The sequence below is a fragment of the Streptosporangium sp. NPDC023825 genome, assembly GCF_040639575.1.
In the GTDB taxonomy this organism is placed as follows: domain Bacteria; phylum Actinomycetota; class Actinomycetes; order Streptosporangiales; family Streptosporangiaceae; genus Streptosporangium.
Window position 1 is genome coordinate 39,086 of sequence record NZ_JBFAAE010000046.1, and the last position, 16,598, is coordinate 55,683.

The window sequence follows — 16,598 nt, forward strand, 5'->3', positions numbered from 1 at the left end:
CCGGGACCTTCGACTCGGGCGACGTTCCGCACCGCTACCGGCCGGCCGCTGCCTGACACGCCGCCCCGGACGTTCACCGGGCACGGCGTGCACGCCTCAGGCGTTCTGTCACTCGTCCACGTAGAGGCAGAACGGGTGCCCCGCGGGGTCGAGGAGGACCCGGACGTCGTCCTGCGGCTGGTGGGCCGCGACCGTCGCGCCCGCCTCGACCGCGTGGGCGACCGCTCCCTCCAGGTCGCCGACCTCCAGGTCGAGGTGCATCATCATCTGCTGGGAGCCGCCGGCGGACGGCCAGACCGGGCGTACGTAGTCCGGGGATGTCTGGAAACCCAGGTAGGTGACCCCGTCGGCCGGTGCGACCATGGCCCACCCGGGCTCGTCCTTGGTGATCTTCCAGTCGAGAAGGCGCGCGTAGAACCGCGCGAGTTCCTGTGCGTCGGGTGCGTCGAGCACCACACCCCAGTGGTGAGATCTTGTTCGTCCGAGCATGGCTGCGTCCTGCCCGGAAAAACGCTCGGATCACGCTCGGATCACACAGGGCGCGGGCATCCCTGGAGATCTCACCCGGGCGTTTGAGGGTCAGCCGGGTGATATTTCAATGCATGTTGTGCTTTCGGGTTGCGGAGCCTTCGCGGGGCTCGCAGACTCGTTCCCTGTGATCGAACGGGCGATGGCGACGATCGTGACAATCTGCTTGGTTCTCGGCGGAAGCTGTGCGGCCGAGGCGGGGTCCGCCAGGATTCCCAAGGGCTTCCTGCTGACCGAACCCACGGCGAGGGCGCCGCTCCCTCCCGTGGCGGTGGGCGAGGAGTGGTGGAAGATCAGCGACAGCACGTCCCGGCAGCTCGAACTCAACCCCTGCGGCACGAAGGGGAGAGCCCGTGACGGCCGTGTCGCGATGCGGACGATCACGCACCTGACCAGCGGCCCCTCCTACGGCAGCGAGCAGCTCGCGCTGTACCCGAGCGCGAGATCCGCCCATGCCGCCTTTCTCAAGCTCCGGACGGACATGAAGCGGTGCGTGAAGCAGGAGACCGCCACCCGTCCCGGGCGTGTCCACGTCGGCGAGGCCCTGCGCGCCGGGGACGAGGCCATGATCGTCGGAAGCCACTCCTCCAGGAAGGGGAAGCGTGATCGTGAACCCAGCTCTCTGTGGGGCGTCGGCCGCCGGGGCGCCGCCCTCTTCCTCTACACCCAGGACATCGCCGGGAGAGGGGTCGAGGGGAGGATCGCGGGTCAGGTGAAGAGGATGGCGAAGAAGGTGTGCGCCCTTCGCGGGGTGTGCGGGTAGGACGGTCGTCGCCCTCCTGGACACTGCAGGTATGCATGACGAGGACTCCCGGTCGAGGGGATGCGCCGCCCGGGCGCGGTCCGGCTGCGAGGACCACGCCTACGCCGCCCCGGCACCGCCCCGCGAACGGCCGGTGACCGGCCATGAGATGGTGGCGCTGCGGCTGCCGTTCCGGGCTCCGCTGTGCCCCGGCAACCTGTTCGGGCATCTCGCCGCGACCGCCGTGCCCGGGGTGGAGGAGTGGCGCGACGGCGCGTACCGCCGCACGCTGCGCCTGCCGCACGGCCACGGCATCGTCACCCTGTGGCCGATGCCCGACCACGTCGGCTGCCGCCTGGCCCTCAGCGACCGCCGTGACCTCCCCACCGCGATCGGCCGGTGCCGGAACCTGCTCGACCTCGACGCCGACCCGGTCGCCGTCGGAGACGTCCTTCGCGCCGACCCGGTGCTCGCACCCTTCGTGGACGAGCACCCCGGCCGCCGGGTGCCCCGTACCGTCGACGCGTCCGAGCTGGCGGTACGCGCGGTGCTCGGGCAGCAGGTGTCCACCGCGGCCGCCCGCACCCATGCCGCCCGGCTGGTCACCGCGCACGGCGAGCCGATCACGGACCCCGGCGGAGGCCTCACCCATCTCTTCCCCACCCCCGGGGCACTGGCCTCGCTGGATCCGGCGAAGCTCGCCCTCCCCCGGACGCGCCGCGCGACGCTCACCGGCCTGATCGCCGCCCTGGCGGCCGACGAGATCGATCTCGGCGCCGGAGGCGACCGGCGTCGAGCACGGGCACAGCTCTCGGCGCTTCCCGGGCTCGGGCCCTGGACGGTCGAGACCATCGCGATGCGCGCCCTCGGTGACCCCGACGCCTTCATACCCGCCGACCTGGGGATCCGCGTCGCCGCCCGCAGGCTCGGCCTTCCCGTCACCCCCGCGGCGCTCACCCGCCGTGCCGCCGCCTGGCGCCCCTGGCGCGCCTACGCCGTCCAGTATCTCTGGGCCACCGGCGACCACCCCGTCAACCGGCTGCCCGCGGCCTGAAACCCGCCGGAACCGTCCCGCCGGTTCAGGTCGTACGCGCCGGACGAACACGAACACGAACTCGCGATCTGGCGCGGGCCACGGCTCGGCCTCGCCCGCGCCGCGGGTGGATCGTGCCGCCGCCGATCCGGATCGTGCCGTCGGGGCCGCGGGAGACGGTCGCGGGAGACGCGAGCCCGCCCGGCCGGTCACGCCGGGCCTCCGGGTCACCGCGCGTCGAAGGTCGTCCTGGACTCCAAGATGCCGGCGGCGTTGCTCTCCGCCCAGCCGGCCAGGCCGCGGACGACCCCGAGCAGGTCGACCCCGCGCGGGGTCAGCGCGTAGTCGACGCGCGGCGGGGTGGTGTCGTGGACGGTCCGGGTCACCAGGCCGTCTCGCTCCAGCCCTCGCAGCGTCGCGCTGAGCATGCGCTGGGTGATGGGCTCGCTCATCCGGCGCAGTTCGTTGAACCGCCGGGTGCCGTCGCCCAGCTGGCAGATGACGACCACCGACCACTTGTCGCCGATCCGCTCGAGCACGTCGCGGATCAGGGCGCGGCTCTGCTCGCACAGGCCGGGGGTGATGTCGTCCGTCTCGGTGGTCGGATGCGCCATGGCCGCCAGTATACGAGAGATACCTGGTTCTGTCCTGGACGGTTCTCCCGGGGATACCTGGGCACGTTGAAGTGCTCTCTTGCAGCCTCCTCCATTTCGATGCAATGGTACGAACAACAGACCTGGTATCTAAAGAGAACTGCCTTGGAGCTGCGGTTATGCAAGTGATTGGGTTTTACGAGTTCGGGGGACCCGACGTGCTGCGGGTCATCGACCTTCCGGAGCCGCATGCCGGACCCGGTGAGGTCCGGGTGCGGGTGCACGCGGCCGCGGTGAATCCGGCGGACACGCTGGTGCGCGCCGGCGTGCACGCTCAGGCGTTCGCCGGGGTGCCGGCCCCGTACGTCGCCGGGATGGACATCGCCGGCGTGATCGACGAGATCGGCCCGGGGACGGAGACCGAGCTGTCCCCGGGGGAGCCGGTGATGGCGATGGTGATGCCGATCGGCCCGGCCGCGGGAGGCTACGCCGAGTACGTGGTGCTGCCGGCCGGCTGGGTCGTCCGCGCACCGGCGGGCGTCGATCACGCGGCGGCGGCGACGCTGCCGATGAACGGGCTCACCGCGCGGCTGGCACTCGACCAGCTGGCGCTCGCGCCTGGCTCCGTCCTCGCCGTGATCGGGGCCGCCGGGACGCTCGGCGGCTACCTGGTCCAGATGGCCGCGCACGCGGGACTGACCGTGATCGCCGACGCCGCGCCCGCCGACGAGGCCCTGGTCCGCCTGTCCGGCGCGACCGAGGTCGTGGCCAGGGGATCCGACGTCGCCGACCGTATCCGGGCCCGGTACCCGGACGGCGTGGACGCGGTCGCCGACACGGCGCTGGTCGGGCCGCGACTCCTCGACGCCGTACGCGACGGCGGCACGTACGCCCGGTTCCGCACCGGCGATGAACCCGGCGGCCACGAGTTCGACGGCGACGGCCCGATCACGGTGCAGACGACGTTCGTCCCCGACTACGCGGGGCGGACGGACAAGCTGGACCAGATCCGCCGGCTCGCCGAGGCGGGCGTGCTCATCCCGCGCGTCGCGGCGACCCTGCCCGCCGCCGAGGCGGCCGACGCGCACCGGCGGCTCGCGGCCGGCGGTGTCCGCGGCCGGCTCGTGCTCACCTTCTGATCCCGCCGGCTGGCCTTCTGACCCCGCCGGCCCTCACCGACTCTCACCGACAAAGGAGTGGTCGTGGCCGCGCGCCTCGCGGAGAAGGTCATCCTGATCACCGGCGCCACCTCCGGCATGGGCCGTGCCGCCGCCGAGCGGATCGCCGCCGAGGGCGCGAAGGTCGTCCTGGCCGCCCGCGGCAAGGAGGCCGGCGACGCGCCGGCGGCCGGCATCCGCGCCGCCGGAGGCGAGGCCCCCTTCGTCCCGGCCGACGTGACGGTGGAGGCCGAGGGGGCCGAGTCGGTCCGGCAGGCGGTGAGCCGCCGCGGGGGCGCGGACGGTACGGGGCCCGCCGCCCACGGCGCCGTCGCATGACCTTCCTCAACGAACGATCGACATCTCATTCTCCGTGACCCCGTCACGGACGACTGTTCAGGAGTGCCACATGAACACCGTGGGTAACGACGCCGCGCTGCGGCGCCTTCTCGACATCGAAGAGATCAAGCAGCTCAAGGCGCGCTATTTCCGGTTCCACGACACCAAGAAGTGGGACGAATGGGTCGGGTTGTTCACGCCGGAGATCCATCTCGAGATCGATGGGACGGTGCTCCGCGATCCCGCCGAGCTGGCCCGCGTCACCAGCGGCTGGAACGGGAACGCGATCGCCGTCCACCGGGGCTTCATGCCCGAGATCGACATCACCGGTCCCGACACCGCCACCGGTATCTGGAGCATGGACGACTATCTCGAATGGCCCGAGAAGGACGGCCTGCCGCAGGGGATGCGGGGCTACGGGCACTACCACGAGGAGTACCGGAAGATCGACGGCAGGTGGCTGATCAGCCGCCTGAGGCTGGACCGCCTGAAGCTCGAGGTCTTCGAGGGCGGCCTGCCTCCCGTGTGAGGGCGATCCCCTGAGCGCTCGACATGCGACGGAGGTCCCAAGGGCGCGAGAGATCGTGCGGCCGCAGCCCGGGACGAACGTTCCGGCGGCGCGCACGATCCTCCCCGCGAGTGATCACGCCACGGGTGAGTACCGGCTGACCCGCCAGGTCATCGACTTGCTCGGACGATGACCTCCTCGGTCGTCAGCGGTGCCCTGGGATGATGGGTCAGGCACAGAGGTGTGCGCACCTTCGCGAACCCCGCGCCCTCGAGTGCGACGTAGAACTGGCCGCTGCGAAGCGAACCGATGTCATCGGCACTGCCGCCTTTGACGCGGGCCATCGCCTTGGCGGCCTCGATCTGCACATCCGCGTTGAGCAGACCGTAGAACTGTGTGGCGGCGTTGCCCGGGATCCGGTTGTGCAGGCCCTTGGGCGCCTGGGTCGCGAACACCAGCCCGAGCCCGTATTTCCGGGCCTGGGAAGCCAGCGCGAGTGTGCTCCGCGTGCACGCGGTCATAGCGCCCGAGGGGGCGAAGGTCTGCGCTTCGTCCATGACGAAGAGCCCGCCGAGGGGCAGGTCACCGGCGGGGTTCTTCTTGATCCAGGCGAACAGCGCCATCTGCAGCTGGTTCACGAAGGACTGCCGCTCGGAGTCGCTCTGCAGCCCCACGAAACTGATGACCGAGACCCGGGCACGCTTCCCCTCGGCAGGAGTGAGAAGCCGCCCTGGATCGATCGGCTCACCTTCCCCACCGAACAGCGGATCGGTCACGGCGGCGGCCCGGAGCACCTGGGCGAGCCCGTCCGCGATCTTCGCCGCTCCGCTGATCTGACTGACGTCCTCGGGGAAGTCCGCGAGCAGATTGATCAGCCCGTCGAGGCCGCCACCTTTGTACTTCCCGAAGTGGACGACCGCCTCCGTGAGCACCGCCCGAGCGACCTGGGCCTTGCCGGTGCCGCCCTCCACCTTCGCCCGCGGAGCGAGCGCCGCGATGGCGGCGTGGACGGCCTCGTTGAACTCGTCGACGTCGTCCCGGACGCTGGAGAAGTCGGGCAACGGCTGGAAGGCCAGTGGACGGCCCCTCTCCCGGCGCGGTGTCCAGACCACGACATCGGTGTCCGCGATGTAACGAGCCGCCCGGCCCCCGTCACCGGGGTCCCAGGCGGGAGGCTCCTCCGGCCAGGCGTCACCGAGACGGGCGAGGTCGTTGTTCGGGTCGAGCACGATCGAGGAGACGCCCTGAAGAGCGCACTCCTCGATGATTCGCCTGATCAGAACGGTCTTCCCCGAGCCGGATCCCGCGAAGATCGCAACGTGCTTACGGAGCGCCTCCAACTCGACGGAGACCGGAAGCCCGCGATCGTAGGAGCGCCCCACGGTCAGCGACGGTACTCCGGCCGGCCCGTTTTCCGGAGAGCGGTCCGAGGCGCCGGCCTCATGAGCCGGCAGGGACTTCTGAGCCGGCAGGGACTTCGCCTGCGCGGGCGGCCCCTCAGGGTCTTTTGGGGCTTGGGGCACCCGCGGAGCGGTCGGATCCGCCCAATCACCCAGGGCGTCCTTGAGGAGCTTGAGGTCGGCGGCGGGTTTCCTGTCGGCGATCCACCGGTCGAGGTGCGGGAGGTTCTCCGCGAAGAGATCCCGCAGGGCGCACAGCACCCTGAGATCCTCTTCGTCGGCCGTGATCACCCGGCCGCCCCTGGCGCGGAAGGCGGCGACCGACTCCTGGGTGACCGGCCCGGAGTTCCACGGGATGTTCCGGATGACGATCAACCGGCGCTTGGGATTCTCCTCCGCGAGACCGGCTTTGAGCACCGCCTTGCGGAGCCGGGTCAGCGCCGCGAGATGGTGCGTGGCGGCGATGCCGCGGAACGCCCAGTGGATCTCGTCCTCGGTCGCCTCGTTCAGGACCTGCCTGAGGCCCGCGTGAAGAGAGGTCTTCTGGCCCATCGGCGGGTCGACCCGGTAACACGTGGACGTCCCGCCCCGCTCCACGACCCATGCTCGGAGGCCCGCCGAGATCAGGCCGGGAAGGACCGCGTCCTCCCGTTCGGCCTCCAGCGCCCCGCTGACGTCGGCCGAATCCGCCAGGAGCGCGAACTTGGTGTCGATCCCCCGGAGCACTTCTTCGGGATCGGGCTTCTCGACGAGACCGACCACGGTCGAGGACGCGCCGAGGCTGTCCAGCTCGGTGATCTCGCCCCGTACCAGACACGTCCGGATGTGCTCGGACAGGCGTTCCAGGATCTGACGCGGGGTGTAGAAGGGGGCCTGGTCGAAGGCCTCCGGCCTGATCGGCCACGTCGGATACGGCCGGTCGAAGCCGATGTCCTTGAAGTGCTCCGCGAGTCGCATGGTGACGAGCTCCGCCCCCACCGCGGGGGTCGGAACGCGCCGGAGGAACGCGGCCTTCCGAAAGCGGTCGCCGAAACTCCTGACGGCCAGGTTCTCGATGAGCGTCCACGTCTCCGGCAGGCAGGAGAGAACCGTCAGGGTCCGGCTGGTCACCTCACGGAGGTTGGTCAGCCCGTGGGCGAACTGGAGGACCGCCGCGGTCGCCGCACGGTCGGGGCCGCCCTCGACGTAGACGCTGCTCTGCGCGATGAACGCGTCGAGCTGGTCGAAGGCCATCACACTCGGGCCGGTCAACGCCAGCAGCCGCGAGAGGTCACGGACGATCTCCTGAGGAGATTTGCGGACCTGCCGGAAGCCCCAGCTCGACCGGTAGCTCCCGCCGTCCGCGATCGAGCAGATGTAGGACTCGCCGATGTCCACCAGGGCGTTGTGGTTGGCCCCCAGGAGGACCAGAGCCCGGGCGACGTCCTGCGCCTCCCTGCCGACCCGGCGGTCGATGCCGTACAGGGCGTCGATGAACAGGTCGAGGTCCACGCGGGTGACCATCTGGTTGCCGATGATCGCCTGCTGGGTTTTGCGCGGGAGTCCCATCCGGTCCGTCAGATTGCGGAGGAACCGTTTGAGCTGGGTCTCCTCGTCCGTGCCCACCCGGGCCAGCCCGTCCTGGACGGACACGACCGCGCTTTCCCAGAAGCTGCGGGCGTCGAAAATGCCCATGAGGAAGAAGTAGCCGTCGCGCTGGATGGCCTGCTCACGCAGCCAGCTCATCAGGTGCGTCTTCCCGCTTCCGGCGCCGCCCTCAAGGACCACCCCGATCGGGCTGGTCGCGGGGGAGTCGGTGGCGGCGTCCAGTCCCGAGCGGAGAGCGTGGGAGGCCGCCGGGTGCATCTCGGGCACGTGGAACGGAACCGGCCGCCAGACGTCCTCGCTGGCGTTGACGGTCGAGAGGGTCTTGAGGCTCTCCAGTGCGTACCATTCGGTGACCATCGTCACGCTCCGACGCGGAACTGATGGTTGGGTGTGCTGCCGATGACGATCGCGGCGGCGTGGTCTTCGGGCTTCAGGTCACCCAAGATCGCGACGGGCTCGATGTCCACCCGCCCCGCCAGCATCATGGCGCGCAGGACGTCGTCCTGGAGATCCCGGTCGATGTCTGTCAGGAGGGCTCGCAGCTTGGTCATCGCGGCCCACCGGCCGGCGCCAGGCGTGATCTTCGCGTAGGCCTCGCGAATCCGGTCTTCCACCTCCTCCGGCGACACCGGCGACACCGTCGTGACCGGCGCCCGTACGGGTTCCTCGGCGACCGGGACCGCCGCTCCGGGCGCCAGGAGGGAGCGCAGGTACAGCAGAGCCAGCGTCTTGCCCGAGCGGGAGGTCACCGGGACTCCCGCGCGTACCTCCTCGATCGCGCGCTCTTCACCGGCCGGTGTGATCGTGTACCAGAAAGCTCGACGGGCCCTGGTCTCCGACTCGATCAGTTTGGCGTCGACGAGACCCGCGCGGTTCTTGGTGTCGAGGTCCAGGCCCCACTCCTCTTTCAGTTCCTTGTGGGCCAACGGGGTTCCGAGCTCCCTCAGCACGAGCAGAACCGCAGCCTGCCGATACGTGAGTCTTCCTTCGGACATCAGCCTGCTCCTTCGTTCATTCCGAGGCGTCGGCCCCGGAGGAATTCTTCAATGTGCCGCAAAACCGCCCCCAGATCGTTCATCACCTGCTGGTTGGTGAATCGCAACACCGTGAACCCGTCACGTTCCAGGTGCCGGTCACGAATCCGGTCGCGCTCCATTTGGGGGAACGTCTCGTGTTCCGGTCCGTCGAGTTCCACGACGCACTTCTCCGGCGCCCACATCAGATCCGTGCGAATCATCACGAACAAGGGATCTCTGGACTGATACATCTGATTCCACGTCCGGCCATGAGCCCACGCGCATTCCGCCAGGGCCGCCTCCATCGTCCGCTCGACCACACTCCCCGCGTGTGGTCTTCCGGCGATCGGCGGCACTCCCGCCGTCGTGGTGAGCGGTGGTGCCGTCATCTCCCCGGCCAGTCTCCTGACCGCTGCGGGCACCTCCAGGTGGAGGGTTTCGACGCGGCGCAGTTCGGGGCCGACGAACCAGATCCCCATGCCGCTCCGGTGTGCCAGCCACTCACATCCGGCGACCAGGACGGTCTCCCCCCGGGAGGTCGGCTTCTCCGGCACATAGATGACCAGCGCCGCCGATTCGCGGCCGAACGTGGAGGCGATGACCCGGGCCAGGCCGGCCGCCCGCGACTCCGCGGGGAATGATCGTCCTATGGGGGCGCGCCGGCCGGGAACCAGCGGGCCGCCGTGCTGGATGGCCCGGGCGGCGAGGTCGGCCAGGAACGGTCCGAAATGACGGGTGCCCGATGCCAGGCGCGTCGCGAGAATCCTCGCCGCCGCCACTCCGCCACCGCCGGGGCCGGAGAGTTTCTCCCCTTCGGGCAACCAGGCGGGGAAAAGCCCGATGGCCAGTGTTTCCAGCTCGCGGAGGATGGATTCCACCACTTCTGAGGCCGAGTTTCCGTCGGTCGCCGTGTAGGTGACGATGGCGGGGCCGGTCTCCGGTAAGGGATCCAGCAACAATTCCATGACATTGGCGTCAATACTGGAATTGACTCCGGCGAGGCGGAGCACCCTCCCGACCGGGAGATCGCCCCATGACAATGCCACACCGGCTCCCTCTGGCCACCCCTCTGAAAACGTGACTTTGCGCAGGATATAGGGCGCATGAGTTGAGGCGCGGGAAATCCAAAGATATCTCCCGTTCTGAAGTTACAGAACCACCCAAACGGGCTCTTCGCGGTTGAGGGTGTAGTCGTGGTCTGGACCCGTCCATCGCGACCACCTCGATCCCGTCGCGCCACGCTTCTGGGCGAGCGGCGAGCCAGGCCTTGAACACATGCTTCGAGCGGCCCTCGACCATGTCGAGCAGCCGTGCTGGGCCGGTGCCGTCGCGGATCGGCGTGAGGTCGATGATGACCGTGACGTACTTGTCGCCGTGACGGGTGTGCCTCCAGACGTGCTCATCTACACCGACGACCAACACGTTGCCGGACCGTACCGGGTCGTCGATCAGGACCCGCTTGCCCCGGGTCACGGTGTCCCGTGGGGTCCCTTCACAGCCGCAGCGGTGGCACCAACGGCCGGGGTCGACGACCCGGCACGCCGAGGACTGCGCGCTCGGGCTCGAGGCGCCGGCCGGTGACCACGAGCCCAAGCTCGTCGAGGCGGCAGAAGGTTGTCGGATCGGGGTGGGCGAACGCATCCAAGCGCTCGCCGACGGTGGCGTCGGGCACGTGGAGGTCTCTCAGGATGAGCGTGCAGGAGCCTTTCCCTCTGAAGACCTCGACATCTGTCCCGGGACCGCCGCGCCGGCTACACCTTCATCTGGCGAAGAGCCGCTCTGGCCGCGGCTACACCCCAGTCTCCGGGAGCAGGTCATCTGCCGAGGGGGCCGCGATCACGGCCGATGGCGGAAGCTGATGCGCATCAGCCGGCTGTCAGCCCAGTCTTCGAGCCGAGTCGGCCGGATGGTGCCGGGGTCGTGGGGCTGATTGAGATCCGCGACGATCTCCGCCAGCACGGCCTGACGTTCGGCTGGGGCGGTGACCGGCGTGGCCCGTGCAGGCAGATCTGCACGGATCCCGTTCTTGAGGTGGAAGGTGAAGGTGGGATTGGCGAGAAGGTTCGCATGCCAGTCGGTAGCGGTCCCGCCGGCGCCGCTACACAGGTAGGTGGTGCCCGCAGCTCGGTAGAAGAAGATCTCGATGCGGCGTGGTCGGCCGGTGCGGCGCCCCAGCGTCGTGATGTCGATGGTCCGTTCGCTGGTGCCTGCGGCGGGTGTGATCTCGATGGCTCGCCGGATGTGATCGGGCAGGTGCGACAAAGACGCGTCCCGTACGGAGTCGTTCCATCCGGTCGTGTCTGGGCTGTTCATGCGGTCTCGGTCTGAAGGGCGGGCCCGAGGAGGAGTCCACCGTCGATGACGTACTCCGACCCCGTGATGAACGACGCGTCTGATGACGTGAGGAACAGGAGAAGCCGGGTGACGTCGGTCGGCTCTCCAAGTCGGGGGATGGCAAACGGCTCGGGTGAGTAGAAGTCGGCGATTGCCGCGGTGGCGCCGGCTGCTGGTTCTTGGATGAAGGAGGTCGCGATCACGCCGGGGTGGATGGCGTTCACGCGGATGTGGTCCCGGCCGAGCTCGAGCGCTGCCGTTCGGGTGAGACCGCGCACGGCCCACTTGCCGGCGACGTACGGCGCGTAGTGCGCCGTGCCGCCCAGGCCCATTGTCGAGGCGATGTTGACGATGGCTCCCCCTGTTGCGCGGCGCAGAGCGGGGGCGGCGACCTTGATGCCGAGGAAGGTCCCTGTGAGGTTGATGTCGAGGATGCGCGACCACGTGGCCTGGTCCGTCTTCTCGATCGGCGCCGGCGGGTTCTGGACGCCCGCGTTGTTGACGAGCACGTTCAGGGCGCCGAAGGCGCTCTCGGCGGCTAGCACAGCGGCGGACCACGAGCTCTCGTCGGTGACGTCGAGGCGGGTGAAGCGAGCGCGGGTCCCGAGCTCGGCGGCGAGAGCGGCGCCGCGTTCGGCGTCGATGTCGCCGATCACCACGTTCGCTCCCTCCGCATGAAAGGCACGTACGTGGCTCGAGCCTTGGCCCCCGGTCCCACCGGTCACGAGCACGGTCTGGTTGTCGAAGCGGCGCATCAGATGTTCCTTCGATACGTGGGTGACTGACCGGGATCACCAGTGATGAACGGCGGCCAATGGTAAGCCGAGTGACTCACCACTGCCCCGACACTAGGTGGGTGACAATGGTGAGTCAAGCCACTCACCTCGTATACTCGGCCCATGAGTAGGGTCGTGACGACGTATCACCAGCGCATCGCCCAGGAGAAGCGCGCGCTGATCATGACGGCCGCGACCGCGCTGTTCCTCGAGCTGGGCTACGACCGGACGTCGCTGGCGCGGATCGCAGAGCGCTCGGGCGTTTCGCGAGCCACCTTGTTCAAGCAGTTTCCGACCAAGGCTGCCCTGTTCGACGCCATGGTCACCGAGTCCTGGTCAACCGCTGACGAAGAGGATCCTCCGCCGGCAGGCAACGTTGTCGACGGGCTCAGCACCATCGGTCGCCGCTACGCCGAGCTGTTGAGCCGCGCCCAGATGACCGACCTGTTCCGAATCGTCATCGCCGAGCTGCCGCGATTCCCCGAACTCGCCAATGCGCAGTTCTCGCACGGGAAGATGCCCTACTTCGAGTCCGTACGCGGCTACCTCCTGGCCGAGCACGAGGCGGGAACGGTGCGGGTCGAAGACGTGGACCTCGCAGCCACCCAGTTCCTGGGCATGATCTCCAACTACGTCTTCTGGCCGACACTCCTGGTGCCGGGCTGGGAGGTGAGCGCCGAACGCGTCGCTCAGGTGGTCGACGAGGCCGTCCGCACCATCGTCGCCCGGTACGCCGCGACTGGACCAGGGCCGTCTGCCGACGGCTGAGTCCCGCCGGCCGCGAATGAGTCCCACCGCCACCAAGGAGCTGCTGCCTGAGCATCGAGGCTGGGGGCCCGAGGGCGTTCGCGAGGCATCCCCGGGACGGACGACGAAGGAGGGAATGCCGATGCGTTGACCCACCTCGACCATCCTGGCATCAGCACGGCCGACAAGAGTCCCAGCGGCGGACCCAAACGTCCACGGCTCCGCTCCCGGGCGGAAACCCCCAACGACAGCATGAGGGGTGGCACAAGACCCGCAGGCCCAGGCCCGCGGCTACACCCTCGTCTGTGAAGAGCCCCCAGACGTTCATCCCGGCCGTCCTTCACATCACCGTTCGTGTCGTCGGCACCACCGCGGCCTCCGGCCGGGCGGCGTGTGCGGGCGCCCCGCGTGTTCGCCGGTCCGTGGGCGCAGGTCGATCTGTCGATTCAGCGGCTCACCGCGGAGGCCAGGGCGCGCACCCGTTCGGCGTGCCGGTCGTGGCCGATGACGACCGGTGGCTCGTTGTAGGGCATGGCGTCGGAGGAACGGCGCAGCTTGACGTACTGCCCGCACGCGTCGACGGCGTAGGGCTCCATGTCGTCCTGGAGCGCGCCGATCACCGTGATCCCGTACGTCTCGCCGATCCGGCGGAACAGCGCCACCGCCTCCCTGCGGTGCTCCTTGCCGAGGTTGCGGCCCAGCTCGTCGAGGACCAGGCACAGGTGCCCGCCGCCCGAGGACGCGATCGCCGCCGCACAGACCAGCTTCACCGCCTTCTCGTCCATCAGCGCGGTGTTGGCCCGCCGGTTGTACGGCACGAACCCCTGCCCCTCGCCCCTGCGCCACTTGGGCGTCACCCGCCACGCCCAGTGCTGCTCGGGGTCGGCGGGCGCGGGCGGGACGGGGAACTCCAGCGTCGCGCCGTAACCGCCGTAGGAGGTGTCGAGCTTGTCGAACTCCTCGGCCACCCGGGTCAGCCGCGCCCTGATCGCGGCGGTCAGCGCGGACCGGTGCACGGCGGTGGACTGGGCCGCCTCCTCGGCGCCCCTGGCGGCGGCCGTCAGGTCGCGCTGCCGGGTGACGATCTGCGTCTCGATCTGGCGGCGCCGGTGCCGCTCGTAGTCCTCCTGGCCGCGCAGGTAGGACGCGAGCGCCGAGCACACGCCGGGGAACGTCGCCTGCTCGCGGGCGGTGCGCCCGGCGCCCGGCGCGGTCCGCTCCCTGACCAGGAAGCGCAGCTCCTCGGGCATCTCCTCGTCCTCGCCGGGGAAGGTGTCGCGCAGCGCCTCGTCCAGGCGGCGCTCGGCGGCCCGCCACCACTCCTCGGACGTCAGCGGGCGCTCCTGCTCGTCCAGGGCGCCCAGCCACTCGCGGGCGCCGTCGACGGTGCCGCCCCAGTCACCGGCCAGCGTGTCCAGCCCGAGCGCGTCGCGGTCGGCGGTGATCCTCGCCGCCTGCTCCGCCGCCTGGTCGCGGTCGGACTCGTGCCGGGCCCTGCGGCCCTCCAGACGCTCGATCTCCATGTTTCTCGTACGGGCGCGGAAGTCCAGGGCGCTCGCCCGGCGTTCGGCCTCGTCGACCTTCGGCGCGATCCCGGCCAGTGCCCCGGACAGCTCGGTGAGCGCGCGGCGGCGCTCGGCCAGCCGGCGCTCGATGTCGGCCAGCTGCACGGACGCCTTCGCCCCCTCGAGCCTCCTGCCCGCCTCGGCCACGGCGTCCTCGGCGGCCCGTACGACCGCCGCCGCACTCTCCTGGGTGTCACGCGCCCGGTGCAGGCGCTGCTCGGCCGCCTTGATGCGGGCCTCCCTGCCGGTGACCGCGACCTCGAACGATCCCACGACGGTGACACCCGCCGCGCTGACCAGCACCGATCCGGGCAGCGCGTCCAGGGCTCGCGCGGCGGCCTCCAGGTCGGCCGCGTCGACGATCACCGCGTGCTCGTGCGGCCACCCGCGGGCTCCCAGAGCGGGCGCGGCCCGGCCGCCTCGGCCCGGCGCGGCCTCGTCGTCACGCGCCTGCTCGGCGACGTCGATCGCGTCGAGCAGGCCGGTCGCCCCGACACCCGCCCCGGCGAGCGCGTCGAGCTGGGCCGCCGCCGGGCCGCCCTCGGCGTCGTCCAGCGCGGCCTTCGCCCCCTCGGCCTCCCGGTCGGCCACGCCCAGCGCCTTCAGCGCCTCGTTCAGCCGCGTCCTGGCCTCGGCCAGCTCGGCGCCCGCCGCCGCCACGTCGCGCCCGTCGGCCAGGCGGCGCTGCTCCTCAAGGCCGGGAATCCAGCCGCGCAGCTCGTCGACCGAGTTCTCGGCCACCGCCCGGTCGGCGTCCAGCTTCGCCGCGCGTGCCTGCAGGGTGGTCAGCTCCCTGCGGGCCTCGGCCAGCCCGCGCTCCAGGGTGTCGTCCTTGAGCGTGGCGATCTCGGCCCTGACCTCGGCGATCGCCCCCGTGGCACGGTCGCCCGCCGCTCGGACCCGCTCCAGCTCGGCCGCCAGCGCCTCGTCCCGCTGCCCGGCGTCGGCCAGCCGGCGCGCCAGCCGCCCCCGCCAGCAGCGCAGCGCGTCGGCCAGCCGGACCCGGGCACGGTCACGCCTGTCGAAGGTCTCCAGGAGCGTGCGGGACTCGCCCTCGAACTCCCGCAGCAGCTCCACGGCCCGCGTCGCCCGCACCCGCCTGGCGTGCTCGTCGCGGCGGGCCTCCCGCTCCTGGTCGAGCTCGGAGTCCAGCCCGGTCAGCGCGGCGATCGCCTCGAAGACCCGCTCGGGGGAGATCTCGTTGAGCGGCTGGGAGAGCAGGTTGGTGGCGACCTTGCTCCGTACCGAGGTCGACAGGAACGACACGCACCTGACGCGGTCGCCGTACAGGACCCTGGTCAGGTCGCGCGCCACCACGTCGCGGCGTCCCGCCGAGCGGGGCAGCGCCGCCCACAGCTCGTCGGCCCGCGCCACCCGCTCGGCCTCCGAGGCCGCCACCGCCAGGTGCACCCCCTGGATCCACCTGATCTCCAGATGCGGGGCCTCCTGGTTGACCCGCAACCACACGGTCACCGCGTCGTCCAGGGAGGCGTCGTCCATGGAGGCGTGGTCCGGGGAACCGGTGTCCGGGGAGTCGCCGTCCACGGGGCCGGTGTCCGCGGAATCGGCGTTCGCGGAATCGGTGTCCGCGGGGCCGGCGTTCGCGGGGCCCGTGGAGACGGGACCGGTGGAGACGGGGCCGGTGGAGACGGAGTCCGTGGGGCCGGAGCCGGTGTGCGCGGGGCCGGCCGCCGCGAAGACGCCGACGATGTAGCCGTGGTCGGCGCTGGCCCACGTCCGGCCACCGCCGCCCGCCGCGAGCTCGGCGTTGAACAGCAGCTCCGCGACGGATTTCGCCCCCGAGGCGAAACGCCACTGCTCGTCCCCGAGCAGCGCGGTGATCATCGCGATGAACGACGACTTGCCCGCGCCGTTGGAATCCTTCGGCCCCGCGCCCGCGACCACGATCAGCGTGCCCGGCACGGTCGGCACCGGGTGGGTCGAGAGCCGGGAGATGTTGACCGGCTGCACGGCGATCAGCACCCGGTCGCCCACCACGTTCTCGCTCGGGGCGGTGGCGCGGGCCGTCTCCACCGGGGCCAGGGCCGCCTGCGTACCACCCGGGTCCCCGGCGGTCTCGGAACCCCTGGTCCTCCCGCTCCGGGTGCCCCCCGCCTGGACGTTCCCGGTGCGAGCGCCTCCGGTGGCCTTGGCCGGGGAGGCGTTTCCGGCCCCGGCCGTGCCGGTGCGGTTCTCCGTGGCCCTGGCTCGGCTCCCGCGCGAGCTCCTCGCGGCCTGGTTCCGCTGGTCGGTCAACCCCGTCGTTCCCTTCT

Annotated in this window: 14 protein-coding genes and 1 pseudogene; 6 read left to right on the forward strand and 9 right to left on the reverse strand. The window is 70.7% G+C overall.

All coding sequences use genetic code 11. The features are described from left to right. Window positions 1-108: 108 nt before the first annotated feature. Window positions 109-489 carry a VOC family protein gene (locus tag AB0G15_RS30770; protein ID WP_362846481.1) on the reverse strand — a complete coding sequence of 127 codons (381 nt, stop codon included), beginning with the start codon at window positions 487-489 and terminating at the stop codon, window positions 109-111. Between the two features lie 193 nt (window positions 490-682). Here AB0G15_RS30770 and AB0G15_RS30775 point away from each other — a divergent pair, with 193 nt between their 5' ends. After that, on the forward strand, window positions 683-1,291 hold the full coding sequence (locus AB0G15_RS30775; RefSeq protein ID WP_362846483.1) for a hypothetical protein: 609 nt from the start codon (window positions 683-685) through the stop codon (window positions 1,289-1,291). Between the two features lie 31 nt (window positions 1,292-1,322). After that, window positions 1,323-2,324: an AlkA N-terminal domain-containing protein gene (locus AB0G15_RS30780; protein WP_362846485.1), complete on the forward strand. Its 1,002-nt coding sequence runs from the start codon at window positions 1,323-1,325 to the stop codon at window positions 2,322-2,324. 206 nt (window positions 2,325-2,530) lie between these two features. Here the strand turns inward: AB0G15_RS30780 and AB0G15_RS30785 are convergent, their stop codons facing one another. Then, on the reverse strand, window positions 2,531-2,917 hold the full coding sequence (locus AB0G15_RS30785) for a helix-turn-helix domain-containing protein (RefSeq protein WP_362846487.1): 387 nt from the start codon (window positions 2,915-2,917) through the stop codon (window positions 2,531-2,533). Window positions 2,918-3,075: 158 nt separating this feature from the next. On the opposite strand from AB0G15_RS30785, the gene AB0G15_RS30790 reads away from it, so the two are divergent. From AB0G15_RS30790 to AB0G15_RS30800, 3 genes are all read left to right on the forward strand, one after another. Further along, complete coding sequence (locus AB0G15_RS30790; RefSeq protein WP_362846489.1) at window positions 3,076-4,035, forward strand: NADP-dependent oxidoreductase; 960 nt, start codon at window positions 3,076-3,078, stop codon at window positions 4,033-4,035. Between the two features lie 63 nt (window positions 4,036-4,098). Further along, window positions 4,099-4,392: an SDR family NAD(P)-dependent oxidoreductase gene (locus tag AB0G15_RS30795; protein WP_362846491.1), complete on the forward strand. Its 294-nt coding sequence runs from the start codon at window positions 4,099-4,101 to the stop codon at window positions 4,390-4,392. 70 nt (window positions 4,393-4,462) lie between these two features. After that, window positions 4,463-4,921: a nuclear transport factor 2 family protein gene (locus AB0G15_RS30800; protein ID WP_362846493.1), complete on the forward strand. Its 459-nt coding sequence runs from the start codon at window positions 4,463-4,465 to the stop codon at window positions 4,919-4,921. Between the two features lie 149 nt (window positions 4,922-5,070). Here the strand turns inward: AB0G15_RS30800 and AB0G15_RS30805 are convergent, their stop codons facing one another. The 6 genes and pseudogenes from AB0G15_RS30805 to AB0G15_RS30830 all read right to left on the reverse strand — a co-directional run bounded on the left by AB0G15_RS30805 (window position 5,071) and on the right by AB0G15_RS30830 (window position 11,992). Continuing rightward, on the reverse strand, window positions 5,071-8,244 hold the full coding sequence (locus AB0G15_RS30805; protein ID WP_362846495.1) for an ATP-binding protein: 3,174 nt from the start codon (window positions 8,242-8,244) through the stop codon (window positions 5,071-5,073). 2 nt (window positions 8,245-8,246) lie between these two features. After that, complete coding sequence (locus AB0G15_RS30810; RefSeq protein ID WP_362846497.1) at window positions 8,247-8,882, reverse strand: MarR family winged helix-turn-helix transcriptional regulator; 636 nt, start codon at window positions 8,880-8,882, stop codon at window positions 8,247-8,249. Next, window positions 8,882-9,949, reverse strand: a complete 1,068-nt coding sequence (locus AB0G15_RS30815) for a DUF559 domain-containing protein (protein ID WP_362846499.1) — start codon at window positions 9,947-9,949, stop codon at window positions 8,882-8,884. Before AB0G15_RS30815 ends, AB0G15_RS30810 begins: the two co-directional genes overlap by 1 nt. A 157-nt stretch (window positions 9,950-10,106) precedes the next feature. Further along, window positions 10,107-10,575: pseudogene (locus tag AB0G15_RS30820) on the reverse strand (transposase); the annotation flags it as partial. Window positions 10,576-10,739: 164 nt separating this feature from the next. Further along, a complete protein-coding gene (locus AB0G15_RS30825; RefSeq protein ID WP_362846501.1) occupies window positions 10,740-11,216 on the reverse strand; it encodes a nitroreductase/quinone reductase family protein in 477 nt (158 codons plus the stop codon). Continuing rightward, window positions 11,213-11,992 carry a glucose 1-dehydrogenase gene (locus AB0G15_RS30830; protein ID WP_362846503.1) on the reverse strand — a complete coding sequence of 260 codons (780 nt, stop codon included), beginning with the start codon at window positions 11,990-11,992 and terminating at the stop codon, window positions 11,213-11,215. Before AB0G15_RS30830 ends, AB0G15_RS30825 begins: the two co-directional genes overlap by 4 nt. A 144-nt stretch (window positions 11,993-12,136) precedes the next feature. Between AB0G15_RS30830 and AB0G15_RS30835 the strand changes: the two genes are divergently transcribed. Continuing rightward, window positions 12,137-12,781 (forward strand): TetR/AcrR family transcriptional regulator, encoded by a 645-nt coding sequence (locus AB0G15_RS30835; protein WP_362846505.1) that lies wholly within the window; start codon window positions 12,137-12,139, stop codon window positions 12,779-12,781. 425 nt (window positions 12,782-13,206) lie between these two features. Here AB0G15_RS30835 and AB0G15_RS30840 read toward each other — a convergent pair whose 3' ends face one another. Further along, on the reverse strand, window positions 13,207-16,581 hold the full coding sequence (locus AB0G15_RS30840; RefSeq protein WP_362846507.1) for a chromosome partitioning protein ParA: 3,375 nt from the start codon (window positions 16,579-16,581) through the stop codon (window positions 13,207-13,209). Window positions 16,582-16,598 lie beyond the last annotated feature (17 nt).